The 23,550-nt window shown below is 56.7% G+C and carries 24 protein-coding genes and 1 riboswitch; of the genes, 10 read left to right on the plus strand and 14 right to left on the minus strand.

Annotated elements, in window-relative coordinates; translation table 11 throughout:
- Positions 1 to 266: 266 nt before the first annotated feature.
- The 5 genes from SD425_RS01845 to SD425_RS01865 all read right to left on the minus strand — a co-directional run bounded on the left by SD425_RS01845 (position 267) and on the right by SD425_RS01865 (position 4,353).
- Positions 267 to 1,001: a LytTR family DNA-binding domain-containing protein gene (locus SD425_RS01845; protein WP_324674820.1), complete on the minus strand. Its 735-nt coding sequence runs from the start codon at positions 999 to 1,001 to the stop codon at positions 267 to 269.
- Complete coding sequence (locus SD425_RS01850; protein WP_324674822.1) at positions 998 to 2,137, minus strand: sensor histidine kinase; 1,140 nt, start codon at positions 2,135 to 2,137, stop codon at positions 998 to 1,000. The genes SD425_RS01845 and SD425_RS01850 overlap by 4 nt, the downstream gene beginning before the upstream one ends.
- A 13-nt stretch (positions 2,138 to 2,150) precedes the next feature.
- Entirely contained in the window at positions 2,151 to 2,747 is a 597-nt protein-coding gene (locus SD425_RS01855) for a DUF7010 family protein (protein ID WP_324674824.1), read from the minus strand.
- Positions 2,748 to 2,865: 118 nt separating this feature from the next.
- The gene (locus tag SD425_RS01860) at positions 2,866 to 3,786 is read right to left on the minus strand and encodes an alpha/beta hydrolase (protein ID WP_324674826.1); all 921 of its coding nucleotides are present in this window, start codon (positions 3,784 to 3,786) and stop codon (positions 2,866 to 2,868) included.
- Positions 3,787 to 3,987: 201 nt separating this feature from the next.
- The gene (locus SD425_RS01865) at positions 3,988 to 4,353 is read right to left on the minus strand and encodes a hypothetical protein (protein ID WP_324674828.1); all 366 of its coding nucleotides are present in this window, start codon (positions 4,351 to 4,353) and stop codon (positions 3,988 to 3,990) included.
- 353 nt (positions 4,354 to 4,706) lie between these two features.
- Between SD425_RS01865 and SD425_RS01870 the strand changes: the two genes are divergently transcribed.
- Positions 4,707 to 4,898, plus strand: coding sequence for a hypothetical protein (locus SD425_RS01870; RefSeq protein WP_324674830.1), 192 nt, complete (start codon positions 4,707 to 4,709; stop codon positions 4,896 to 4,898).
- Positions 4,899 to 5,223: 325 nt separating this feature from the next.
- Here the strand turns inward: SD425_RS01870 and SD425_RS01875 are convergent, their stop codons facing one another.
- From SD425_RS01875 to SD425_RS01905, 7 genes are all read right to left on the minus strand, one after another.
- Positions 5,224 to 5,496, minus strand: a complete 273-nt coding sequence (locus SD425_RS01875) for a hypothetical protein (protein WP_324674832.1) — start codon at positions 5,494 to 5,496, stop codon at positions 5,224 to 5,226.
- Positions 5,497 to 5,608: 112 nt separating this feature from the next.
- A complete protein-coding gene (locus tag SD425_RS01880; protein WP_324674834.1) occupies positions 5,609 to 6,007 on the minus strand; it encodes a hypothetical protein in 399 nt (132 codons plus the stop codon).
- 123 nt (positions 6,008 to 6,130) lie between these two features.
- Positions 6,131 to 6,607, minus strand: a complete 477-nt coding sequence (locus SD425_RS01885) for an Hsp20/alpha crystallin family protein (protein WP_324674836.1) — start codon at positions 6,605 to 6,607, stop codon at positions 6,131 to 6,133.
- 46 nt (positions 6,608 to 6,653) lie between these two features.
- Positions 6,654 to 6,914 carry a hypothetical protein gene (locus SD425_RS01890; protein WP_324674838.1) on the minus strand — a complete coding sequence of 87 codons (261 nt, stop codon included), beginning with the start codon at positions 6,912 to 6,914 and terminating at the stop codon, positions 6,654 to 6,656.
- A gap of 42 nt (positions 6,915 to 6,956) precedes the next feature.
- The gene (locus SD425_RS01895; RefSeq protein ID WP_324674840.1) at positions 6,957 to 7,229 is read right to left on the minus strand and encodes a hypothetical protein; all 273 of its coding nucleotides are present in this window, start codon (positions 7,227 to 7,229) and stop codon (positions 6,957 to 6,959) included.
- Between the two features lie 149 nt (positions 7,230 to 7,378).
- Complete coding sequence (locus tag SD425_RS01900; protein WP_324674842.1) at positions 7,379 to 7,735, minus strand: hypothetical protein; 357 nt, start codon at positions 7,733 to 7,735, stop codon at positions 7,379 to 7,381.
- A gap of 12 nt (positions 7,736 to 7,747) precedes the next feature.
- Entirely contained in the window at positions 7,748 to 8,299 is a 552-nt protein-coding gene (locus tag SD425_RS01905) for a sigma-70 family RNA polymerase sigma factor (RefSeq protein WP_324674844.1), read from the minus strand.
- A 179-nt stretch (positions 8,300 to 8,478) separates the two neighbouring features.
- Positions 8,479 to 8,682, plus strand: a riboswitch (cobalamin riboswitch).
- 27 nt (positions 8,683 to 8,709) lie between these two features.
- On the opposite strand from SD425_RS01905, the gene SD425_RS01910 reads away from it, so the two are divergent.
- The 4 genes from SD425_RS01910 (at position 8,710) to SD425_RS01925 (ending at position 13,748) form a co-directional block, all read left to right on the plus strand.
- On the plus strand, positions 8,710 to 9,939 hold the full coding sequence (locus tag SD425_RS01910) for an ABC transporter substrate-binding protein (protein WP_324674846.1): 1,230 nt from the start codon (positions 8,710 to 8,712) through the stop codon (positions 9,937 to 9,939).
- Entirely contained in the window at positions 9,939 to 11,024 is a 1,086-nt protein-coding gene (locus tag SD425_RS01915; RefSeq protein WP_324674848.1) for an iron ABC transporter permease, read from the plus strand. The genes SD425_RS01910 and SD425_RS01915 overlap by 1 nt, the downstream gene beginning before the upstream one ends.
- Complete coding sequence (locus SD425_RS01920) at positions 11,024 to 12,058, plus strand: ABC transporter ATP-binding protein (protein ID WP_324674850.1); 1,035 nt, start codon at positions 11,024 to 11,026, stop codon at positions 12,056 to 12,058. Before SD425_RS01915 ends, SD425_RS01920 begins: the two co-directional genes overlap by 1 nt.
- Before the next feature lie 166 nt (positions 12,059 to 12,224).
- Positions 12,225 to 13,748, plus strand: a complete 1,524-nt coding sequence (locus SD425_RS01925; RefSeq protein ID WP_324674852.1) for a pectate lyase — start codon at positions 12,225 to 12,227, stop codon at positions 13,746 to 13,748.
- Between the two features lie 105 nt (positions 13,749 to 13,853).
- Here SD425_RS01925 and yiaA read toward each other — a convergent pair whose 3' ends face one another.
- Entirely contained in the window at positions 13,854 to 14,258 is a 405-nt protein-coding gene (gene yiaA, locus SD425_RS01930; protein ID WP_324674854.1) for an inner membrane protein YiaA, read from the minus strand.
- 216 nt (positions 14,259 to 14,474) lie between these two features.
- Here yiaA and SD425_RS01935 point away from each other — a divergent pair, with 216 nt between their 5' ends.
- Positions 14,475 to 15,116 (plus strand): hypothetical protein, encoded by a 642-nt coding sequence (locus tag SD425_RS01935; RefSeq protein ID WP_324674856.1) that lies wholly within the window; start codon positions 14,475 to 14,477, stop codon positions 15,114 to 15,116.
- A gap of 132 nt (positions 15,117 to 15,248) precedes the next feature.
- Here the strand turns inward: SD425_RS01935 and SD425_RS01940 are convergent, their stop codons facing one another.
- Positions 15,249 to 16,406 (minus strand): MFS transporter, encoded by a 1,158-nt coding sequence (locus tag SD425_RS01940; protein ID WP_324674858.1) that lies wholly within the window; start codon positions 16,404 to 16,406, stop codon positions 15,249 to 15,251.
- 210 nt (positions 16,407 to 16,616) lie between these two features.
- On the opposite strand from SD425_RS01940, the gene SD425_RS01945 reads away from it, so the two are divergent.
- The 4 genes from SD425_RS01945 to SD425_RS01960 all read left to right on the plus strand — a co-directional run bounded on the left by SD425_RS01945 (position 16,617) and on the right by SD425_RS01960 (position 23,504).
- Positions 16,617 to 18,464, plus strand: coding sequence for a T9SS type A sorting domain-containing protein (locus tag SD425_RS01945; protein ID WP_324674860.1), 1,848 nt, complete (start codon positions 16,617 to 16,619; stop codon positions 18,462 to 18,464).
- Between the two features lie 195 nt (positions 18,465 to 18,659).
- Positions 18,660 to 19,766: a hypothetical protein gene (locus SD425_RS01950; protein ID WP_324674862.1), complete on the plus strand. Its 1,107-nt coding sequence runs from the start codon at positions 18,660 to 18,662 to the stop codon at positions 19,764 to 19,766.
- A 235-nt stretch (positions 19,767 to 20,001) separates the two neighbouring features.
- Positions 20,002 to 22,218 (plus strand): T9SS type A sorting domain-containing protein, encoded by a 2,217-nt coding sequence (locus tag SD425_RS01955; RefSeq protein WP_324674864.1) that lies wholly within the window; start codon positions 20,002 to 20,004, stop codon positions 22,216 to 22,218.
- Between the two features lie 422 nt (positions 22,219 to 22,640).
- The gene (locus tag SD425_RS01960; protein WP_324674866.1) at positions 22,641 to 23,504 is read left to right on the plus strand and encodes an SDR family oxidoreductase; all 864 of its coding nucleotides are present in this window, start codon (positions 22,641 to 22,643) and stop codon (positions 23,502 to 23,504) included.
- Positions 23,505 to 23,550: the final 46 nt, after the last annotated feature.

The following is a 23,550-nucleotide window of genomic DNA, read 5'->3' on the forward strand; positions in this document are numbered from 1 at the left end:
AAGCAGAAAGCCGAACGGCAGCGTAGGAGGCCGCATTGCTAACGGTGATAACACAGGTAAAACGCAAGAGCCATAAAGCCGCCGGGAGCTTATCTGCTTCGAGTTAGAAAGACGCTGGCAGAATTACAATAAACTCGGCCATTTCCGCACGACCTGCGACGCTTGCTCCTGACAGATGCAGAACCTAGCTTTTCGGTTGCTTCTTCTACAAGCAAACAGCCGACCTTAGGGCCGGCTGCGCTACGTGGTACGCCAAACGAGCAGAACTATAAGCTCATCATCTCGCGAAACAGCACCGACTGCTTGCGCGAAACTTCGACCTCGGGTCCGTCCTTGAGCTTGATCTTGAGGGTGTTGCTGAACCACGGCTCGATGCTGTCGATCCACTTCAGGTTGATGATCTGCTGGCGGTTGGCACGGAAAAACACCTTCGAGTCGAGGCGCGCTTCTAGGTGCTGCAAGGTGCGCGGAATCAGCGGGCGGTGCTGCTCGAAGTAGATTTGGGTGTAGCTGCCATTGATTTCAAACAGCTTAATATTTTCTAGGCGCACAAACCAGCACCGTTCGCCGTCTTTCACAAACACCTGATCGGAGGCGGCCAACGGCGGGCCTACTTCCGCGGGCTGTGGAGCGGGAGCCGCCAACCTAGCTAGCTGCTGCTGACGCGCTTTCTCAACGGCCGCCGCCAAGCGCACTTCCTGGATGGGCTTGAGCAAATAGTCCAAGGCGTTGACTTCAAACGCTTGCAAGGCATAGTCGAGGTAAGCGGTGGTGAATATGACGTGCGGCGCCGCGTCGAGCGATTCTAGCAAGTCAAAGCCATTGCCACCCGGCATCTGAATGTCTAAGAAGAGTAAGTCGGGGCGCTGCTGCTCAATTTGAGCGCGGGCTTCGGTGATGTTTTTGGCTTCACCTACAACGGTTATATCGGGAAAGCTCTGGAGCAAGTGGCGCAGCTCGATGCGCGCTAGGCGGGAGTCGTCAACCAGCAAAGCGTTCATGCGGTCGGGAAGGGAAGAGTGGAAGAAGTGGACGTAAAGCTAGGTTCGGTTGGCGGCGACTGCGTGTGCGGAGTAAGCGGCAGGCGCAATTCGGCCAGCACTGTCGCCGGTACCACCGGGTCGTTGCCGATAACGAGTTGCACGTGCTTGCCATACAGCAAATGCAGGCGCTCCTGGGCATTGCGCAAGCCAACCCCTTCGTGGCCCGGCTTGGGCGCATAGTGGCCCGTGTTGCGCACCGTGATGTAGAGCAACTGGGTACCTAGGTTGGCGCGCGCCGTGAGGGTGATGGCGCCACCATCGGGTCGGGGCGCGATGCCGTGCTTGATGGCATTCTCCACGAGCAGTTGCAGCGTCATGGGCGGAATAAGCGTGGGCAGCGCCACTTTATCGACGTCGAGCGAGTAGGCAAGGCGCTCTTCGAGCTGCACAGCTTCTAGCTCCAGGTAGTGCTCCACAATTTCCAGTTCGCGGGCAAGCGGTACTTGCTCGGTGCTGTTGAGTTGAATAGAATAGCGCAGTAAATCAGATAGATGCGTAATCATCTGGCGGGCGCGGCTCGGGTCTTCCATTACCAGTGCCCGGATGTTGTTCAAGCCGTTGAACATAAAATGCGGATTGATCTGGGCTTTGAGCGTGCGCATTTCGGCCTCGCGCACGGCGGCCGCTAGCTTCCACTTATCGACTTCAGCCTGCTTGTAGCTGCGCAGGTAATGCCAACCAAAGTAAAAGCCTTCCCAAAGCCACAGCACAAAATTGACGTTCAGAGCGTAACCAATAAACTGCCCCCAACCGTGCGGTTGGCCATCGCCGACGGGGCGTACCAACCAAATAATAAGTGCCCAAATAATAAGCTGACTTACAACTGACAGCAGTAAGTTGATGAGCAGCAATCGGCTAAGGAGTGGCAGTGGTGCAAGCCTCTCCCAGCCATTGGCCTTGATGTGGTAGCGCAGCCCATGCGTAAGAGCCAGCAAAGGCAACACAATGACCACGGTAATAAGCACCGAGTCGCGTGTGAATTGACCGAAGCCGATGAACAAAGCGAGGTTGAAGATGGCGTACAGGAGCCAGCCAAGGAGCTGCGCACGCCAATACAGACGACTAGGAGCAGGTACGGAGGCGTAAGAAAACATGGCGCTGGCTTAATCAGGCGGTAGTTAGCGAAAGGGTGCTGCTGGCCAAGGTATAAGCCTGCTTGTTCTGACGGTAGGAGCGAAGCAGTAAACCGCTTAACAGCAGGAGTGCGCACACGATAAAAGTCGGAATCAAATACAGATTAGCAACAGCGACGCGCAAGCCAAGTACCAAACAACCCACCGGAATAACGCCCGCCATAACAGCAAACGGCCTAGCATTATAAAACCAGGCATACGGGAAGAAGTGCGCCCCCGTGATAATGCCGTAGGTCATGATAAAGTACTGGGGATACTTGCTGTAAATGAACATAAGGAACGGGAAGTAGAACAGCTGCGCGAAGTTCAGCCACAAACCTAGGGGTTGAAGCGGATTGTGCGGCAGCTTCCAAGTCGTGCGGAACACTTTCGACAGCATCCAAGCCAGGGGCAACATAGCGCCGCCCACAAAAAACGTGATGAAGCTGTTGTAAGCCGGCGAGTTAGGCAGCGTCCAGACGAAAGTAATGACCGCCCAAATGATGCTAGCCGCCACGATGAAGTCGATGCCGTTCTTAGCCTTCACCGATAGCTCCAGCTTCAGCGCCGCAAATTCCTGTTCAGAGACCATAGAGAGCTAGGTAGTGGTGTGGCAAATGCTTGGTAATTCGTTTCTTGAAGTGAAGTGCCAGCTCACGGACCGAGAACCTAGGCTGCCGGGCCGTGAGCTGGTGTGGTCAAAATAAGTATTACTTCTTCGCCACGCTGTTCTGCTTCAAAAAGGCATCTGCCTGGGCGAAAAACCACTGCGTATCATCCCACATCAGGAAGTGCTTGCCGGCTTCCGACATTTCCACGTGATGCTGGGGAAGCTTAGTGTATTGCTGCTCGAAGATGGCGCGGGTGCTTTCCTTCGTCGAGCCGTAGTCTTTGTAAGCGGCCCAAGCACCTAGCACAAGCGCAGGCTGCTGAATGCGAGCAATATCTTGGCGTAAGTCGGTCGTGCTCATATCGTACATGGCCTGGCCAACAGTGGCGGGGTCGGAAGCCACACTCCAGCGTGTCGCTTGGCTGATGCGGGCGGTGTCGGTAATCAGCGCGGCCGACATTTGCCGAGCCCCAGCAAGGCTTCTCTTGCCTTGCTGCATCTGCTGGCGCATACCCTCCGCCATGGGTTTGGCTTGATCAGCGGTAAGGCTAGGATTTTGGACAGCCGAGAGGAAAGGCAATGAATCCACAATCACCAGCGGGCCGATGGCTGTGGGTTCCGCGGTGCTCATCCACAGAGCCATGAACCCACCTAAGCTATGCCCGACAACCACGGGCTTGGTGAGCTTCTGCGCGTGAATGTAGGCGAGTAGCTGGTCGCGTACATCTTGCAGGAAGTGCTCCGACACCGGTGTTTGGGCCGGCTGCCCACCAAAGCCCGCCAGCGAGATGATGTGACACTGGTACTGCTTCTGGTAGTGCGCCACCGTTTCGTCCCACACGGCGCCGGGACACGTCAGGCCCGGAATGAGAATCATCGGCTTGCCTTTGCCTGCTACCTGTACGGTAAAGCTAGGGTGGGCGGCGGGCTGATCAGCCCGCGGTGTGGCTTGCACAGTGAGTACCTGGCTGAACAGCACAAGCACAACGAACAGGGCACGGAGGGTAGCAAGAAGGTTCATCTGACCAAGTGTTTAGGTGATTGATGGTCCAAACCTAGCTCCTGCTATCAGCCGAGAAAATACGCTTTAGGGTGAACGGTAATTCTAGCGGTCGAATGGGCGCAAAAACGGGCGAATGGCAACTAGGTTAGCTGGCAGTCGGTCCGCCCGTAAAGCAAGAAAGCCGCCCTTGTGGGCGGCTTTCTGAAAAAGCTAGGCTTATTAGCGTTTAGTCGTGGTAGCCGCGGCAGGCGCCACCGTAATGTTGGGCTCGTACTTGATCCAATCGAGCTGGCCAGGTTTGCCGCCTTCTTTTTTGCGGAGGAAGTACACCTTGTCATCATCTTGGCGGCGACCGAAGGTTACGGAGCCAAAGCAGTCGTCACATTTGATGTCGCAGTACTTGAACTTATCCTGGGCCACACGGCTGGTCAGGCGCAAGTTCACAGAGCCACACAGGCCGCACGCTGGCACATCGGGAAAGCTCAGTTTTTCGTGCTCGGTGAGCAGTTCGTGCAAATCGGTGCCAGTGGCATTGAAGTGGTAGCTACGGTTACCGATCTTCTTGGTAATCATCATCTCTAACATGGGAGCAGAAGTTAGTTTACAGAATATAGAACATCATTGGCGACGTTTTCGAGCCATAAATTACTAAAAATATTTGCCTATTTACTAAATATATAAGCAAATTATTAGCTTCTATTTTATGCAGTTGGTAAGTTGTTGTTAAATAGTATTTTAAGTAAATAAATGCGCTAGTGCATCATTGATTCACTTAGCAAAAAGATGAACCCCTACTAATCGACATAGCCTAGGTGCTCACATCCTATATAGAATATTATTTTTTATAAATTTCTTGTGAGTGTCTTATCTGTGAGAACCTGGTGAATTTTTTGCCAGGGCGTCGTTGTATCCTTATTGGAGAGATATTAAGCGATGCTATGGAGCCCGAAGAAACGTTTTTAGAGAATGCCGCTACAATGGTAAAATATGGTAAAATGGAGTTGCAGCAATTCCTAGACTGGACGGATTGTCATAAACCGTACGGCGTCAGGGCCAAAGCGCTGGTTAAGAGGCTAGAGGAATTGGCAATGGAGATGAAAACCTTGCAGAAAGAATACAAGTCCCGCTAGGTCTTGCTCGACGCAATACGACCTAGGTTGGTGAATAGCAGTAAGAAGCCGGATATCGTCCGGCTTTTCGCTTTGATGATAATCAGGTCTTTTAGCTTACCTGTGTAGATCAGCGGCTGCCACTAGATTTTCACTTGGTCCACAGTAACTCGTGAGCCTAAACGATGGCTATAAAGCACAGTGCAGGAATCCAGTAGCGCCTCTGACCAGCGGCTCCGCAGCATCAGAGCGGAGCTAGGTGCTTGAGCTACTCCGCTTCCTGTAAATGCAAACGCCTCTCCTGAATGGAGAGGCGTTTGCATTTACAGGAAGTATAAGCAAGAATTTAGTGCTGCTTCAAACGGTGGCGGCTGAGCGTCGCTAGGTAAGCTGGCGAGGGCAGCGCCTGATCATCGGCATCCATGCGAGCTAGGTCCTCAATCTGGATTTCGCCGTTGATATAAGCCTGAAGGTTTTCTATGACGGCAGGAGCAGGCGGATTGCCGCTCATGGTAGCAACAGATAAGCCCCACTCAGCATATCGCTGTCGTTGGCGGCGGGCGGTAAGTTCATCCGCCGGCAGGTCCGACGGGAAAGCGGTAAAGTATGACTTAGGCATAAGCTACGAATATAGTTGTATTATTCGAGGCCTGTTATACAAATCATGTGCCGCTTCCTGAGCTTTATAGCTATACTTATATTTTGCTTCTTACTGTTGGATAATCAAGGGTTTAAGTGGTAGTCAGCCAAGCAATAGCCTGGGATTCCGTGTCGAAATAGCGGTAAGTCATGGGCAGATTGCGTACGGCCGTTACTACCGTTGCAGTAGCAAGCCGGGCAAACACATCCTGCGCCAAAATAACCGCTCCGAAGCGGTAGCCGCCCTCAAGAATCGTGAGAGGCAACCATTCCTGCATCACAAAATGCTGCTCATCGGGGGTGAAGGGTGTCATCAGGCGCTGGTCAATTAACAAGCGTCCGTCGCCACGACGAGCAATCAGCCGGGTCGTATGACCAAGCAGGGACCGTAGCTCATCTCCTTTGCGGAGGCCTCGCTGGTACGTCAGGCGGGCAAAGCCTAATGGGTCCTCGCTGGAATACCCCACCCGATTTTCGTAGTAAATACGCAAGAAAAGTAGCGGAGGGTAAGTGAGCCTCCTATGCCAAAGGGAACAAAAACTACGCCATCAACTGCTTGTCAGGCAATGTTATAGAAGCTAGGTGGTGGTTCTGCTTGCGACTTTACCGGCGGGCTAGCTTACTTTGATGGCCTGGGCCGGCTGCGTAGTAGCAGGGTTTTTCGGCAGAATTACTGTCAGAATTCCGTCGGTGTACTGCGCTGTGATGTCGGCTGGTACTACCTTGCCATTGAGTTGGAAAGAGCGCTCAAAAGAAGCATTGCGGAACTCGCGGCGTGTGTAGTAAGCGCTGGTTGCCGCCGCATCCGCTGGCTCTTCGGGACCTTGGTAGGCGATGGTCAACACGTCGTCTTTCACGGTCAATGCAAAGTTGTCTTTTACCAGGCCGGCCGCAAAGAGCGACAAAACGTAGCGGTCCTCCGCGTCTTCGATGTTGACGGGTACCAGTTGGAGTCTTCCGGCTGGCCAACCGCCGTGCCGGTGCCGACCCCAGCCCCAGCGCCGCCCGTGGCCGCAACTGTAACCGCGGCCGCGTGGGTCGCCATGAAATTGTTGTTCTGCTTCTGCTCGATTTGCTTGTTGATTGTACATGATTTGAGGTAGTTAAGAAAGGATTGATAAAAAGGAAGGACCTAGCTTACTGCGGTTGCTGTGCGTCAGTAGTTGGGTTCGGCGCAAGTGGCCTAGTGGGTGGCGCAGCAGGCGGCGTTATGTTCCGGTTGGGGTAGCGACTACCGTAGACATCACTGGCGCAAGTGCGCCAGCCGCCGTGCCTTCCCCCGAAATAGCCTCTTGAGGTGTCGTCCCACCCGAAGCGGCGATGCCGAGCTAAAGCGCTCAGGCTGAAAAAGGTGGCTAGTGCCACAACAATGGCAATGGTTACGCGGGCAATTCGCATGATGGTAGGGGAGAAAAGGGTGAAAGGAGTAAAGCCGCCGTACTAAGCAACTTGCACATGACTAACAGGGCCATTACCAGCGATGGGCGCGCGGTACCACTGCCCATCGATGGGCACAGGCGCAAAGGGAAAAGGAGCGTAGCTAGCCCACCGTCCGCGTCGCCCAAAACGACGGCCACGCCAGCCGCCCGTAATGAGGCGTACTAGCAAGCTGAGCAGTCCGACAAACAGTAAGAACCGGAAGAAGAAAGGGAAGAAAAAAAGCAGTGTGCCAGCGAGTAAGCCAATGCCAACTGCGCGAAGGATGGATTTCATATGCCTGTTCGTTAGTGAGAAAGGGTATTTCTCTGGAAGTCGAACGGCTTGTGTGTTTTACTCTAAACTCCGGCAGAAATTTTTAAGAATTTTAGAAAGTTAGGGTTTGATCAAGCAAAGCCCACTTACCTAGGTGCTTCCGCCGGCGGCTAATCCTGGCGCGGGCGGCCACCCCGGCGGTGCTGATGCCGCTCCCACCACTGCGACCGAAAGCGGCGTCGCTCTTCGTCGCTCATTTGCATCCACTTCTCGCGGCCGCGGCCCCAACCCTGCCGCCTGGCGCCCCAGCCTGCTCGCGGTCCGAACGAGCCAAACAAAATACGACACAGCACCAGCAGGCCTACGCCCTGCCAGTAGCTGAGCCGGCCCGCATGCACGGCTGCCGGCAAGATGGCGTTCCACAAGCTCATCACTACGCCACCCAGCACCAAGGCCAGGGCAGCCCCGACCAACGGAAAGAAAAAGAAGCGGCCCCGGGGGCCTCGCGGCTGGTTAGAGAAAGGCATGAGCGAGGCTAGTTAGTAGTTGAGAAATTCATGGTATAAGTTGGCCAGCCGCTTGCGTAGGTGGGCCACGGCATAGCCTTTCCGTGAAATGATGGTTTTGATACCAACGCCGACCTCGTCCGCAATTTCTTGCAAAGTGCGGTCTTCTAGCTCGTTTTGCACAAAAACGTAGCGCTGGGCTTCCGGTAGCTCGTCGAGAGCCTGAAAAAGTTGCTCCCAAAAAAACTGTTTTAGATCTTCCTCCTCAGGGGTGGGTGCCTCCGCCAGCAGGATTTCGCGGAAGCTTAGCTCGCCCTCCTCGTCCTCGTAGCTGTAATCGTCGAGGCGGTCTTCGTGCTTCTTGCGAAACTTGTCGACAATCTTGTTGCGGGCCACGCGGTGTAGCCAGCCGCTCACCTGCTCAATGGTTTCCAGTTCCGATTGGCTCGTGAACTGATACCACACTTCTTGCAGCACATCTTCGGCGTCTTCGTCGCTTTCCACACGGCCGCGGATAAAAGCAAACAGCTGTTTGCCATATCGTTTTACGGTCCCAATGATGCTTTGCTGGTTCGACGCTGCCAAGGTGGTAGGAGTTGGGAGCTGTGCTGTGGTAGGCGCCTTTAGGGTGGGGCGACCTAGGTACAGCTTCTGCTACTGCGGAAGACGAATCAGCGGCTTGCTTTACTTTAAAGTGATGGCGAAGAGCTAGGTCTGGCGCGGAGCAACGCACCAGCGGCGACACCTCCCATTTTATTTCAGCTACCTTTACCGCCAGCAAAGGTGGCTGCGCCGAATACATCGGTGGCGGCCCGAAAAGGGAATCCGGTGCGAATCCGGAACAGTCTCCGCTGCTGTAACCCCGTACCAATGCGGCCGACACGACCAGGCCACTGCTTCCGCACGGGAGTGGGAAGGCCGTCGGCCGAGGGGAAGTCAGAAGACCTGCCTTTGCGCCAGCCCGTTACAGCTTTCGGAAGAAAGGCTTGTCAACCATGAAGAACCCCGCTACCCGCCGGATGCCCGGCGGCTTATCCTTTGTATTTCCTGCTGGTTGGCGGTGGTTAGGCTTGAGCCTAGCTATGCATTGCGCAAACCTGCTGGCGAGTTGCTCGCAACCAACGCCCGAAAAGGCAGCACCGCCAACAGCTACTCCGCAGGAGCAAGTCGCTGGTGCGTCGCAACAAACGACTATCAAGTACGCCAAAGGCTTTACGATTCAGTACGTCGGCAACTACAAGATTGTCAAGATCCTAAATCCTTTCAAGGACCACACCGACACGGCCTGCTACGTGCTCGTGCCGCGCGGTCAGTCGCGGCCAGCTGGCTATGGCAGCAGCTCGGTTATCGAAACCCCCATTCGAACGCTGGTAGGCACCTCGTCCATGCACATAGCGCTGGCCGACTTTCTCAATGCCGATGACGTGCTCGTGGGGCTAGGTAGCCTGCAATACGCCTCGGCACCCGCGGTGCGCAAGCGCATTGCCGAAGGAAAGATCAAAGCGTTTGGCGAAAACTCCCTCAACGAAGAGCAGCTGATTGCCCAGCACCCCGATCTGGTGATGACCATGGGCAGCCCCGGCGCCCCGGTGGAGCGTTTTCATACCCTAGCCGCCGCGGGCGTGCCCGTGATGGTAAACTCGGAGTGGGTAGAGACAACACCCCTAGCCCGCGCCGAATGGGTGAAGCTACTGGCCACCTTGCTCAACAAAGAAGCCGTTGTTAATCAGAAATTTGCCAAAGTAGAAGCAGAATATCAGCGTCTCACGGCTCTAACGCGGCGGGTAACCAAGCGGCCGCAGGTGCTCACGGGGTTGCCGTTCAAGGACACCTGGTACATGCCCGATGGGGAAAGCTACACGGCGCAGTTCTTCCGCGACGCCGGTGGGGCCTACCACTGGGACCAAGAGCGCGCCGCCGGCAGCCTAGCCTTGGCCTTCGAAGCCGTGTACCCCGTGGCCCTCACGGCCGACTGCTGGGTGAACACCGGCACGGCCAATACCAAAGCCGAAATCCTGGCCCAGGACGCCCGCTACGCCGATTTTCAGCCCTTCAAAACGGGAGCGGTGTACAATAACAACAAGCGCACCGACGGCCATGGCTCCAATGATTATTGGGAGTCCGGCGCAGTACATCCGGAAGTAATTCTGGCGGACCTTATTAAGATTTTGCACCCAGAGCTCCTGCCGCAGCACGAGCTGGTGTACTATAAGCAACTAAAGTGATGAACACATTGACGGCTGAGCCGGTGGCGCACGGCCGCCGCCTGGCACGCCGCCGGCGCTTGCTGCTGGTAGGGTTAGTAGGATTGGTCGGGCTAGCCTTTATGCTGGATATTGCCCTTGGTTCGGTGCGCATCCCGCTGCCCGCGGTGGCCGATGTGCTGCTGGGGAAAAGCAGCGGCACCATAGCCTGGGATTTTATTGTCGCCAAAATCCGGGTGCCTAAGGCTATTACGGCGGTGCTGGTAGGCTGTGGCCTCGCGGTCAGTGGCTTGCAGATGCAGACGTTGTTTCGCAACCCGTTGGCGGGACCGTCGGTGCTGGGCATTACGGCGGGGGCTGGGCTCGGGGTGGCGCTGGTGATGCTATCGGCGGGCAGCGCGGCCAGCCTCTACGCCATTCAGCAGCTTGGGCTTGGGGGAAGCTGGCTTATTGTGCTAGCCGCTACCCTAGGTGCCGCCCTGGTGCTCTTGCTGGTACTCGCCATTTCGGCCCGCGTGCGCGACAACGTGGTGATGCTTATTGTGGGGGTGATGATCGGCAACATCACCCTTTCCATTGTCAGTATCTGGCAATACTTCAGCGCTCCAGAGCAGATCCAAGAGTACTTGCTGTGGACGTTTGGCTCGTTGGGTGGCGTTACGGGGCCGCACTTAGCCGTATTAGCGGGAGTAGTTCTGGTGGGGTTGGTGTTAGCTTTTGCCTCTTCGAAGCCGCTTAATGCTTTACTGTTAGGGGAGAACTATGCTCGTAGTATGGGCCTGACGGTGGGTCGCGCGCGGCTGCTCATCATTGCTAGCACTAGTCTGCTGGCGGGCAGCATTACGGCTTTCTGCGGACCGATCGGCTTTGTCGGTATCGCCGTGCCGCACCTGACCCGCGCCCTGCTCAACACTGCCGACCACCGCTTGCTGATTCCGGGCGCTTGCCTAGTGGGTGCGGGCCTGACGTTGCTATGCGACTGTCTGGCGCAGCTGCCGGGCAGCTCAACGGCTTTGCCAATCAATATTATCACGGCGCTGGTAGGGGCGCCGGTCGTTATCTGGGTTACGCTGCGCCGGACCCTCGTACGCTCTTCCTTTTCCTGATGATGGCACCTCCTCCCTTATTGGAAACGCAGGCGCTGGTCATTGGCTACAAGCTTAGTCGGACGGAGCGACGGCACGTGGCCGGACCACTAGACCTAGCTTTGCAGCCAGGCGACTTGGTGTGTTTGCTTGGGCCGAACGGGGCCGGCAAATCGACGCTGATGCGCACGCTGGCGGGCTTGCAGCCGCCCCTCGGGGGCCATGTGCAGATTGAGCAAGTTGATACCCAGCACCTAGCTGCGGCCGAGCTAGCCCGCAAGCTCAGCATCGTACTCACTGACCGCGTGGAGGCTGGCAACCTAACGGTACAGGAGTTGGTGGCCCTAGGTCGCTACCCGCACACGGGATGGCTCGGCAACCTTTCCGCGCACGATCATACCGTGATACAAGAAGCTTTAGCGTCGACCAATACGGCCCAGTTCGCGGCTCGCCGGGTGGCAACGCTCAGCGACGGGGAGCGACAGAAGGTGATGCTCGCCCGCGCCCTCGCCCAGGATACGCCCGTGATTCTGCTCGATGAGCCCACGGCTCACCTCGACCTGCCCAACCGGGTGCAGCTCATGCGTTTGCTGCACCAGCTGGCTCGTCAAACGCGGAAAGCTATCCTGCTTTCAACCCACGAGCTCGACTTAGCTTTGCAGGCGGCTGACTATGTGTGGCTCATGCACGGCCAGGGACAACTGCATACAGGCGTCCCCGAAGACCTGGTGCTCAGCGGCACGTTTGAAGCGGCCTTTGCCCGCGACGGCCTCGCCTTCGACCAGGCCACTGGTACGTTTGTCATCCACGAGCCCGGTGCGCGTGCGGTGCACTTGGACGGTAGCGGTCCGCTCGCTTTCTGGACGCAACGTGCCCTTCAGCGTGAAGGCTTTAAGCTGACGACTGAACCGGGGACTGGGCTTCGCGTGGAATTGCGTGAGCAGGCTAGCTCGGGCCGTTGGGTCAGCCACCTAGCCGGGCAAGCGCACGAGCATCATTCCATTGCCGATTTGCTGGCTTACTTGCGTGTCACCTCAGCACCTTCGCCTCGTTAGGTTAGCTTCCACCTTACAGATGCGACTAGAAACTGGTTTTGGCAACGTTTGCATAAAGAAATAGCCTAGGGGCGCGGACACGTAGTTGGGTTTTTCGGTAGTATCAAGGCTGCATTAGATGAGATGATGCCTACTCTTGACTACTCCCCTCAAAACCACCCGCTTTATGTATTGCCTTTCAGATTCAACTACGACCACTAACCGGAAGCCTCGGCAATGGGCTGCTCTGCTGGCTGTAGCGCTTGCAGCCGTGAGTTCCCCTAGCTGGGCGCAGCAGCTCGCTTTTCCTGGGGCTGAAGGCGCAGGGCGCTTTACTACCGGTGGGCGCGGCACAAGTGCTGTTCCTACCACCGTATTTGAGGTCACGAACTTAAATGACGACACCAACCCCGGCAGCTTGCGCTACGCGGTAAGTCAGAAATCGGCGGTGACGCATCGAACGGTGGTGTTTCGGGTGTCGGGCACGATTCACCTGAATTCGCCGCTGACTATCTCGAAGTCCAACATCACCATTGCGGGCCAAACGGCACCCGGCGACGGCATCTGCCTAGCCGATTACCCGGTGAACATCCACGCTAACAACGTGATTGTGCGCTACATCCGTTTCCGGATGGGCGACAAAAACCAGAACAAAGGCATGGTAGACGGAGCTGGCGGCGATGACGCTTTTGGCGGCACGCGCAACAACCGCCTCATCGTGGATCATTGCACTATGAGTTGGAGCACCGACGAGACGTTTTCGGTGTACGAGGGCGACAGCACTACCTTGCAGTGGAACCTGATGAGCGAGCCGCTGAACTACTCGTACCACTTCGAAGAAGGCGACAAAGACTTTGAACATCACGGCTTTGGCGGCATCTGGGGTGGGCAGCATTCTTCCATGCACCACAACCTATTTGCCCACTGCAACAACCGCACACCGCGCTGGAACGGCAGCCGCTACACCCACCCGGCGGGCTTCGAGAATTGTGACTTCCGCAACAACGTCATCTACGATTGGGGTCAGAACAACGTGTATGCGGGCGAGGGCGGCAACTACAACATTGTCAATAACTACTACAAGCCTGGCCCTTCGACCAACGAGAAAGTAAAGGCCCAAATACTGAATCCGTATAAGCTTACCACGGGTAAAAATCCGTTGCCGTACGGCAAGTTCTACCTGACGGGCAACTACGTGGATGGCTCGCCGGCCGTGAGCCGCCGTAACTGGTCGGGGGTAGTGATGAACGCTGGCAGCCCCGCCGATACGGCGCTGTCGAAGGTGGAAGCGCCCTTTGACCTAGGTGCCGTGACTACCCAAAGCGCTACCGAAGCCTACGAAGCAGTGCTGCAAAGCGTAGGGGCAAGCCTGCCGAAGCGCGACGCCGTAGACCAGCGCATCATCAACGACGTGCGTAACCGCACGGGAGGCCTGATTGATGTGCAGGGTGGCTTCCCGCACGGCACGCCCTATAGTGAGTCGCAAAAGGCGTGGCCGGTACTGAAGTCGCTAGCCTCGCCCACCGATACCGACCACGACGGTATGCCCGACGCTTGGGAAACGGCGCACAAGCTCAACCCCAAGGACGCGGCCGACCGCAGTAAGCTAGGTACAGATGGCTACACCATGTTGGAAGCGTATCTGAATAGCCTAGCTACTCCAAGCGGAGTGGCGACGAAAGCTCAGCCAGCTACCAAGCGGCGCGGCTAGAGGCTAGGCGTTTGACCGGCGGACGCGAGTAATTCTGAAACTAGTGTAAGCAAAACAGCCGCTCCGAAGAGCGGCTGTTTTGCATTTGGTCAGCACGGCACTAAGCTAGCTTTGTGGCGTACGCCCCGAGCTTTGCGCGTCCCGCGTGTTTTTCTGCACGGCAATGGCGGCGAATAAGCTGAGTAAGAACGACATGCCGTAGAAGCCCTTCTCACTGAGCGTGAGGGTGGCATTCCATAAGCCAACCACCAGTAGCATAATGGCGAGCAGGGTGGAAACCCAGCTAATGCCGTAGTAGAGGTTCGTGACGGGAATGCCTTCCATCCGGTCGCGCACGCTTTTTTGCACCGAAACGGCCGAGAACAACCCGTACATCAACACCGTGAAGTAGTAGCCTTTCTCGTTCAGCGGCATTTGCGCGTTCCACAGGCCCACGTTGTAGCTAACAGCGCCCGCAAGTAAGGCGACCCAAGATGCGGCAATAAAAGCACCGGATGGTTGCTGATTCATAAGGTTTTAGGGTAACGGGAAGCACTTGTATTAGTTTGCTGTAATATTAGCGAATTGACTGAACTCAAGTGCTATTTTCTTCTGGCAACGCACTGCCAGCTTGCCTAAGGAGCTAGGTCCGATTAAATCCGCAGCAGAAACTATATACCTAGCTCCACCGTAGAGCGGCCTCTACGACCACAGGTTGTTTTTGCTCTTTAAAGAACCGGATGTAAGATGAAAAAGACCTTGTTGCTTTCCTGCGCTGCCGGCTTGCTATTGACGGCGTGCTCCCAAGATAAACCGGCTGCCGTCACAACCGAAACCCAGCCCGCCACGGCACCTGCTACCACCGACCCCACGGCGGCAGAGGTAAAAGACATGATGGATTCGACGTACCGCGTAGAAGCCGACCGCATTGCCGAGCAGATAGCCTCCGACGCTAACCTGACTGATACTGCCGCGGTAGCGCAGGTGCGGGAAGCACACTATGAGCGCGCCCGCCAGCTCGCGGCGGCTCGTAAGCAGTACGCCTCCGACACCACAGGGCAATACGCGGCGTTGCGCACCATCAACGACAACACGGCGGCCCAGGTAAAAACGGCCCTGAATAATCCGCAGCAATACAGCGCGTACGAATCGAACCGCGACGCGTACTACAATGGGCCGTACACGGCGAGTACTGCCTCGGGCGCTGCTCCTCACAGGCGGCGCGGTCCTGCCATCGACAAGATTTCCGATGATGGCCGCAAGGTTAAATACGCGAACGGTGCCAAAATTAAGCGCGATGAAGACCACCCGAACGAAGTGAAAATCAAGCGAGCCGATGGCACGAAGATCAAAATCGACGAAGACGGTAACCGCACCGTGAAGAAGTAGCCGTTCCAAGCGAAGAAAACAAACGCCCCAGCCCACTTCCGAACGGAGGAGAGCTGGGGCGTAGTGCTTAACGGTAATGCTCTGCGCCCTCTGCGGGAACCAACGCAAGGCGGCAACGTGGAGAGTTAGGTGCTAGGTCGGTTCTTTTAGGCGCCACACCATGCCCATCATCACCGCGCCCAACACCGACATGAGCCCCAAGGACCAGCGCAGGCTAGCCGCTTCTGCAACAAAACCTACCACTGGCGGCACAATCAGAAAGCCGAAATACCCCACGGTAGACACCGCCGCAATAGCCGAGCCGCTACCTAGGTTCGATGATTTGCCAGCCATGCCAAATACCAGCGGCACCACGCAGGAAACACCCAAGCCAACCATCACAAACCCTAGCCCCGACGGAATAACCATCGGAAACAAGGCGGCTAGCAACAGACCTAGGCTCATGAGGAACCCACTGTAGCGCAGCATGTTCCGGATGCCGAGCCGGCTCACGAGCCAGTCGCCGGAGAAGCGCCCAGTCGTCATGGCCACCATGTAGGCGGTGTAACCTGCCGCCACTAATTCCTTGGGGGCGTGCACGGCCTTAGCGAAGTAGATGCTGCTCCAATCATACATCGTCCCCTCGCAGGCCATAGAGGTGAACGCAATGGCGCCAAAGCGTAGCAGCGTCTTGTCGGGGAGGGCAAAGCCGGTTTTTTGCGCCTGCGGTTTTGGCTGCAAAGTCAGGGTGCCCGAGAAGAAGCTAAACGCCACGGCCGTCAGCAGAACGCTCACGATGACCATGTGGTAGGGCAACGACACGTTGGCCGGAATAAGCAACGCACTTACGCCCGCGGCGGCAAATCCTGCCACGCTCCACACGCCGTGGAAGGTGGCCAGGATGGGACGACTATACAAGCCCTGCACCCCCACCGATTGCGCATTCACGGAGATGTTCAGCAGGTTGCGGGAGCAGCCAAAGCAAAATAGTACCAGCACAAGCTGCCAGGTATGCGCCACGAACCCTAGGGTACCGAGCATCAGGTTGTAGAGAATAGCTCCCACCAGCATGATGTTGCGGCTGCTGTGGCGCTGGAGCAGCACACCGGTGACGGGTAGCGTGAGCATCAGGCCAGCCGGCAGGGCCAGCAAGACGCCCCCGAGCTGGGCTTCGTTGAGCCCTAGGTGCTGCTGAATCGTGGGTATGCGTGAGGCCCAGGTGGAAAACCCAAAGCCCGATACGAAGAAGAAAACGGCCGTAGCAATTCGGGCGCGAAGCGGAGACGGTGCGCTAGAAATGGTAATTGACATGAAAGCGGACAGACGTAATAAGCAGCAAGATGCACTAAGGCTTGGAGAATGAATAGCTAGGAGGCAATAAGCTGATAATCATTCGCTGTGACCAAGCTGAAGGGTACGGCTTGCGTATTATTGTTGACAACGTTCCCGGCAACGATTGCGATAATAAATAAGCGCTACTGTCGTCCTCACGCATTAGATTTCGTTACGATTATACTCGTGATGCTTCCGCGCACTTGCAAACGACAGCTCGCCTCCCGCAAACCCTTTATCCAACCCACCCAAACCCCTTACACGATGCTAAGAACGGCTACGCTCATCTCTCGTTTCATTCGCTTCACTAAGCCGTTGCTGGCTGGTAGCGTCCTAGGTATGCTAGGGTTGTGCGCGCCGATTCAGGCTCAGCGACTAATTGCTTTTCCGGGTGCGGAAGGAGCCGGTAAATACACCTCTGGTGGCCGCGGCACGCCTGCGGTGGCTACTACCGTGTACGAAGTGACGAACCTGAACGACGATACGAGTCCCGGGAGCTTGCGCTACGCCGTGACGCAGAACTCGTCGGTGCTGTACCGCACCGTAGTGTTTCGGGTGTCGGGCACCATTCACCTACTTTCCCCGCTTAGCTTCAACCGCGCCAACACCACCGTGGCGGGCCAAACGGCGCCCGGCGACGGTATTTGTTTGGCTGATTACCCCGTGAGTGTGGGGGCCAACAACGTGATTGTGCGTTACATCCGGTTTCGGATGGGCGACAAAAACCAGAACAAGGGCATGGTAGATGGCAGCGGCAGCGACGACGCGTTCGGGGCGCTCAGCCGGACGAGCCTTATTGTGGATCATTGCACCATGAGCTGGTCGAGCGACGAGGCCTGCACCGTGTACCGCGGCGACAGCACCACGCTGCAGTGGAACATCATCAGCGAGCCCCTAAACTACTCGTACCATTTCGAAACCGGCGATACTGATTTTGAGCGCCACGGCTACGGGGGTATTTGGGGCGGGCGTCATGCTTCTTTCCACCACAATCTGCTGGCTCATTGCCTGGGCCGCGTGCCGCGTTTTGATGGCAGCCGTAACCTAGCGCCAAACACCGCAGGCCAGGAAAACGCTGACTTCCGCAACAACGTGCTCTACAACTGGGGCTCCTACAACACAAACGGAGGCGAGGGCGGCAACTACAACATCGTCAACAACTACTATAAATACGGACCTTCTACTTCTACGGGCAGCTCGGGGGGCGTAAGTATCCGCTCGGAGGTGCTGAACCCGTACAAGCAGAACTCTTCGCCGGTGTTGCCTTATGGCAAGTACTACCTGACGGGCAACTACGTGGATGGCTCGCCGACCGTGACTAAGCAAAACTGGCTAGGTGTCGTAATGAACGGCGGCACGCGGGCCGACACCGTTTTGTCAAAGGTCGCAACGCCTTTTACTGTTCTTGACTTTCCTACCCAAAGCGCTACTGAAGCCTACGAAGCGGTGCTGCAAGGCGCTGGCGCTACCTTGCCAAAGCGCGACCCGCTAGACCAGCGCATTGTGCAGGATGTGCGCAACCGCACGGGAGCCATCATCGACGTACAGGGCGGCTTTCCGCACGGCACGCCTTACGCCCAGACGGTGGGTGCTTGGCCGGTGTTGAACTCGGCCCCCGCGCCCACCGACACCGACCACGACGGCATGCCCGACGCCTGGGAGTTGAGCCAGCAGCTTAACCCCAACGACCCCTCTGACCGTAATGTGCGCGGCACCAACGGCTACACCATGCTGGAAAACTACCTCAATACCATTGGCTCCGTTGTGACCGGCGTGGCCGTTCAAACCACCCAGATCGGGGCTTTGGTAGCGTACCCGAACCCAGCCCGCGAGCAGCTCACCGTAGCGCACCCCGTCGCCGTTCGTGGAGCCAAGGTTCTGGTTTATAGCTTCGAAGGCAAGAAGGTTGCGGAGTTTGCCAGCGACCTAGGTACGCAGCAAACGTCGGTGTCGCTCCAAGGACTGGCGCATGGCAACTACCTGCTGGTGTACACTGGCGGCGCGGCGCGCCTTACCACGAAAGTGATAAAGCAGTAAGTGGAGCAGCATAAAACGCTTAATCTCAAAGCCTACTCGCGCAAGCGGGTAGGCTTTCTGGTGCAGTAGGGCCTAGGTACAGCGTGCTAAGTAGTGCTTCGGAGCCAGCTTGGCTTCATCAGAATGGATCGACCTAGCTTCTGGCTTTGTACGAAGTAAGTCTCCAAGGCCGTTTACGACGCTAAATGAGTATACATGAAACGAAGAGTAAGCTTGAAATCACTGGTTGAAAAAGGAAAAAGAGGCGTAGCGAAGGCCGTTGTATGCGGGGCTGCGGTAAGCGTGTTAGCGGCTTTTGTGGGAAAAGTACCTAGCTATTCATCTGAAAGCAAGGAGACTACGGCGCTTGCTGCCAAACCGGACTTTAGCGCAGTGGGCTTCGCTACCCAAAATGGCGGCACCAAGGGTGGTGCAGGTGGACGAACCGTGACGGCCACTACGTTAGCCGAGCTAACCAGCTACGCCAAGAGCAATGACCCGTTGATTATCAGGATTACCGGTAAGATTTCGGGTGGTGCGCAGGGTGCCTCGATCAACGTGAAATCGAACAAAACACTGCTCGGGGTGGGCTCGACGGCTTTTCTGGAAGGGGTGGGGCTGAACATTAGTGGGCAGCACAACATCATTGTGCAGAACCTGAAGCTAACCATGTCGACGGTGACCAACACCCAAACCAACGACGAGGGGCGCCAGCAAGTAGCCCTGAACGACGGGGACTGCATCACCATTCAGAATGGCAGCACCAACGTTTGGGTTGACCACTGCGAGCTGTTCAACCTAGACCCCGTGGCCCAGCCCAACCAGGACCTCTACGACGGGCTCATTGATGCCAAGGGCAACAGCGCGTACATCACCATCTCCTGGTGCTACTTCCACGACCACCACAAGTGTCACCTCATCGGCAGCTCTGATAAAGACAATGCCGACCGAAAAGTGACCTTCCACCACAACTATTATTATAATATCACGGAGCGGGTGCCGGTGTACCGCTTCGGCACCGGGCACGTGTTCAATAACTACTATAAGCACGTGTACGGCACCGGCGTAAACAGCCGCATGGGCGCCTGCCTGAAGGTGGAGAAGAACTATTTCGAAGACACAAAAGACCCCATCACTACCAAGAACAGCGCCCAGCCCGGCAACTGGGATGCGGCCGACAACTACTACGCCGCCTGCAAAGGCAGCCAGCCCACAACCTCTACCTGCACCTTGGCGCTGCCGTATGCCTACGCTACCGTCATGACCAAGACGCCCGAAGTGAAGGCAGTCGTGACCCAGTGGGCTGGGATCGGCAAGCTATAGAGGAAGCCTAGGCCGAATGCCTCGGGCATTCGGCCCGTTAGCGCGAGAAAGCTAGGTAGGTAACCACTTCGCTGGCAGCTGCTGCCACAACGGATGGATGTGCGGTTTGGGCCGGGATTCGGGCTGTGAACAAGATTTCAGCAAATACTAGGAATACAGCACAGTACAGTACAGCTGCCGGGGCTGGGTTTAGTTGTTTGGAGCCAAGTTCTTCAATCCACATTCCTACCCAAACATGACCAGAACCTTACCCTCGCTGCCCGGCTCGCCACGCCAGCGGCCGATTCACCGTTGGCTAAAACGAGCCGCGCAAAGCATCCCAAGCCGATGGGCCTCGCTTGCGCTCGGCGCTAGCCTCTTGGTAGCCTCCGCGCCGATGGCACAAGCGCAGAAGTATATGGAGCGCCTAAACCGCGGCGTCGTGGCCGTACGTACCAGCGCCAGCCAAGTGTACGTGGGCTGGCGCCTGTTCGGGACGGACCCAACGGGCATCGCGTTCAACGTGTACCGGGGCAGCACGAAGCTGAACACGACGCCCATCACGGGCTCTACCAACTTCGTAGATGATGCGGGCACCGCCGCCACGGCGTACAGCGTGCGAGCCATCATCAACGGCGTTGAGCAGCCTTCCACGGAGGTGGCTAGCGTGTGGGGTAAGCAGTTTATGAGCATCCCGATTCAGGCGCCCGCCGGGGGCACCACACCCGATGGCGTGGCCTACACCTATAGCGCCAACGATGCCAGTGTGGGTGACTTAGATGGCGACGGGCAGTATGAAATCGTGCTGAAGTGGGACCCTTCGAATTCGAAAGACAACTCCCAATCGGGCTACACGGGCAACGTGTACCTAGATGCTTACGAGCTGGATGGCACGCGCTTATGGCGCATCGACCTAGGAAAGAACATTCGGGCCGGCGCGCACTACACCCAGTTTATTGTGTATGATCTGGATAGCGACGGCAAAGCGGAGCTAGCCTGCCGCACCGCCGATGGCACCATCGACGGCAAGGGCACGCTCATTGGCAGCGCCACCGCCGACTACCGCAACACGAGCGGCTACGTGCTGAGCGGCCCCGAGTTCCTGACCATCTTCAACGGCCAAACGGGCGCTGCTATGGCCACCAACGATTTTGTGCCGGAGCGCGGCACCGTAACGAGCTGGGGCGACAACTACGGCAACCGCGTTGACCGTTTCATCTCGACGGTGGCGTACGTAGATGGCAAGCGGCCTAGCCTAATCATGGGGCGCGGCTACTACACACGTTTGGTGCGGGTGGCCTGGGATTGGCGCAATGGCCAGCTCAGCCGCCGGTGGGTGTTCGACAGTAACAACGCAGGCAACGGCAGCTATGCCGGTATGGGCAATCACCAGCTAACCGTTGGCGATGTGGACGGCGACGGCAAAGACGAAATAATAAACGGCGCCAGCGCCATCAATGATGATGGAACTGGTTACTATTCCAATGGCCTAGGTCACGGCGACGCCTTGCACATGAGCGATATGGACCCCGACACGCCCGAGCAGGAAGTGTGGCAGCCGCACGAAGAACCTGCCCGGTATGGTAACTATGCTTTAGAATTCCGGAATGCTAAAACAGGCCAGCCTATTTGGGGAGTGCAAGGTACCGGCGACATTGGCCGGGGCCTAGCCGCCGACATCGACCCGCGCTACAAAGGCTACGAGTGCTGGGGCTCGACGGGCGGCCTGTACAACTGCAAGGGGATACAGATCGGGACCACCCGCCCGACGATCAACTTCGCCGTGTGGTGGGACGGTGACTTGTCGCGCGAGCTGCTGGATGCCGCTTATAACGCAACCTCCAACTCCAGCACCGTGCGCTTGGAAAAATGGAACTACACCAGCAACTCCCTCACGCGCCTGCTGACGCCTAGCTTGCCCGAAAACGGCGACGGTCAAACCAACAACACGACCAAGGCTAACCCCTGCGTGACGGCCGATATCTTGGGCGACTGGCGCGAGGAAATCTTGCTACGCAACCGCGACAACACGCAGCTGCTGCTGTACACTACCACCGACCTGACCGATAAGCGTATTTACACGCTCATGCACGATCCGCAGTACCGGGTGGCGGTGGCCCACGAAAACTCGGCCTACAACCAGCCTCCTCATCCTAGCTTCTACCTAGGTACGGACATGGCCGCTGCGCCCACGCCCAATATCATTCTGGCTGGCGACATCGTGACTGGTACCCGGTCGGCTACAAAAGTAGGATCAGTTATTAGCGTGTTCCCGAACCCAACGTCGGGTGCTATGCGCATCAAAACGCCAGGTGCTTTCACGTACCGCATCTTCGACCAGGTAGGTAAGGAAGTGGAAAGCGGCACCGCCCGCGAAGAATACGCCGCTGGTAGCAAGCTCAAAGCAGGTATCTACCTGATCAAAGTAGAGGCGGCCGGTACTACCGAGACGTTTAAAGTTATTAAGCACTAACCTCATAGCTAGGTTAGCGGTAAGCAAGGAAGCCAGTCGGAGTACATTGCTCCGGCTGGCTTTCTTGCTTACCGCTAAGCCGGCTGCCGGTCCGACGCCCTAGGCGTCCGACCGGTTGCTGTCTGGTGTCGTCTGCATAAGCTAGGGGCGCGCAGATCGTTTTGGTGTCATGTTCTGCCGACAACCGGTCTGACGCCTAGGGCGTCGGACCGGCAGCCGACTGGTTGGGGTTGCGCTGTTTGGTTTAACCTGAGTCAAACATTCTGACTAGATTATGCCTTGTTTGGTACGTGTTATTATATTAAAAGTCAATCGATTAAGTACGATATAGCTGAAGAGGTAGAGGGAAGGACGGAGCGGCTGAACAATAACCCTACACCTCATGACCCGTTTTACCAACAACTTAAAACGACCTACTTGCTATGGAAAACAAACCAACCTCACTGCCCCCACAGGCCCAAGACCAGCAGCCCGGGATTGAGCAGGAGATGACGCCCCAACCGGAGTACATCCGTTCCAATTATAAAGGCAGCGACAAGCTAAAAGATAAAGTAGCCCTCATCACCGGCGGCGACTCTGGGATTGGCCGGGCGGTAGCCGTGCACTTCGCCCGCGAAGGCGCCGACGTTACCATCACTTACAAGCCCGAGGAAGAGCAAGACGCGTACGACACGCGCCAACTAGTAGAAGCTGAAGGTCGCCGCTGCATCACGATTTCGGGTGATTTGCGCGATAAGCAATTCTGCGAGGATATTGTGCAACGCACGATTGATGAGCTAGGTAAGCTCAATATTGTGGTGAGCAATGCCGCTGAGCAGTTCGTCAGCACGGATGTATCGGAGCTGCCCGACGAGCAATTCGAGGATACCTTCAAGGTGAACTTCTTTCCGATGGTGTACGTGGTAAAAGCTGCTCTCAAGCACATGGGCGAGGGCGACTCCATCATTGCGACGTCGTCGGTAAATGCGTACAAAGGCAACCAGCAACTGGTAGATTATACGGCCACGAAAGGCGCTATCACAGCGTATATCCGCTCGATTGCGCAGCAATTGGCCGAGAAGAAGATCCGCGCTAACAGCGTGGCACCTGGACCCATCTGGACGCCGCTCATCCCGGCTAGCTTCCCGCCGGATAAGGTTGCTGAGTTTGGTAAGGATGTGCCCATGAAGCGCCCTGGTCAGCCCTCGGAAGTGGCCCCGGCTTATGTGTTCTTAGCGTCGGAAGATGCTTCCTACATCAGCGGGCAAGCTATTCACCCCAATGGAGGCTCGGTGCTGAATACCTAGGTTTCGCAATAGCTTTCAAGTAAAAAGGCGCTGGTTCTGACGGACC

The organism is Hymenobacter sp. GOD-10R, from assembly GCF_035609205.1.
GTDB lineage: Bacteria > Bacteroidota > Bacteroidia > Cytophagales > Hymenobacteraceae > Hymenobacter.

Coding starts and splice junctions, on each gene's coding strand:
- SD425_RS01845 (WP_324674820.1), bottom strand. CDS start 1,001: ATGAACGCTTTGCTGGTTGACGACTCCCGCCTAGCGCGCATCGAGCTG.
- SD425_RS01850 (WP_324674822.1), bottom strand. CDS start 2,137: ATGTTTTCTTACGCCTCCGTACCTGCTCCTAGTCGTCTGTATTGGCGT.
- SD425_RS01855 (WP_324674824.1), bottom strand. CDS start 2,747: ATGGTCTCTGAACAGGAATTTGCGGCGCTGAAGCTGGAGCTATCGGTG.
- SD425_RS01860 (WP_324674826.1), bottom strand. CDS start 3,786: ATGAACCTTCTTGCTACCCTCCGTGCCCTGTTCGTTGTGCTTGTGCTG.
- SD425_RS01865 (WP_324674828.1), bottom strand. CDS start 4,353: ATGTTAGAGATGATGATTACCAAGAAGATCGGTAACCGTAGCTACCAC.
- SD425_RS01870 (WP_324674830.1), top strand. CDS start 4,707: ATGGAGCCCGAAGAAACGTTTTTAGAGAATGCCGCTACAATGGTAAAA.
- SD425_RS01875 (WP_324674832.1), bottom strand. CDS start 5,496: ATGCCTAAGTCATACTTTACCGCTTTCCCGTCGGACCTGCCGGCGGAT.
- SD425_RS01885 (WP_324674836.1), bottom strand. CDS start 6,607: ATGTACAATCAACAAGCAAATCGAGCAGAAGCAGAACAACAATTTCAT.
- SD425_RS01890 (WP_324674838.1), bottom strand. CDS start 6,914: ATGCGAATTGCCCGCGTAACCATTGCCATTGTTGTGGCACTAGCCACC.
- SD425_RS01895 (WP_324674840.1), bottom strand. CDS start 7,229: ATGAAATCCATCCTTCGCGCAGTTGGCATTGGCTTACTCGCTGGCACA.
- SD425_RS01900 (WP_324674842.1), bottom strand. CDS start 7,735: ATGCCTTTCTCTAACCAGCCGCGAGGCCCCCGGGGCCGCTTCTTTTTC.
- SD425_RS01910 (WP_324674846.1), top strand. CDS start 8,710: ATGAAGAACCCCGCTACCCGCCGGATGCCCGGCGGCTTATCCTTTGTA.
- SD425_RS01915 (WP_324674848.1), top strand. CDS start 9,939: ATGAACACATTGACGGCTGAGCCGGTGGCGCACGGCCGCCGCCTGGCA.
- SD425_RS01920 (WP_324674850.1), top strand. CDS start 11,024: ATGATGGCACCTCCTCCCTTATTGGAAACGCAGGCGCTGGTCATTGGC.
- SD425_RS01925 (WP_324674852.1), top strand. CDS start 12,225: ATGTATTGCCTTTCAGATTCAACTACGACCACTAACCGGAAGCCTCGG.
- yiaA (WP_324674854.1), bottom strand. CDS start 14,258: ATGAATCAGCAACCATCCGGTGCTTTTATTGCCGCATCTTGGGTCGCC.
- SD425_RS01935 (WP_324674856.1), top strand. CDS start 14,475: ATGAAAAAGACCTTGTTGCTTTCCTGCGCTGCCGGCTTGCTATTGACG.
- SD425_RS01940 (WP_324674858.1), bottom strand. CDS start 16,406: ATGTCAATTACCATTTCTAGCGCACCGTCTCCGCTTCGCGCCCGAATT.
- SD425_RS01945 (WP_324674860.1), top strand. CDS start 16,617: ATGCTTCCGCGCACTTGCAAACGACAGCTCGCCTCCCGCAAACCCTTT.
- SD425_RS01950 (WP_324674862.1), top strand. CDS start 18,660: ATGAAACGAAGAGTAAGCTTGAAATCACTGGTTGAAAAAGGAAAAAGA.
- SD425_RS01955 (WP_324674864.1), top strand. CDS start 20,002: ATGACCAGAACCTTACCCTCGCTGCCCGGCTCGCCACGCCAGCGGCCG.
- SD425_RS01960 (WP_324674866.1), top strand. CDS start 22,641: ATGGAAAACAAACCAACCTCACTGCCCCCACAGGCCCAAGACCAGCAG.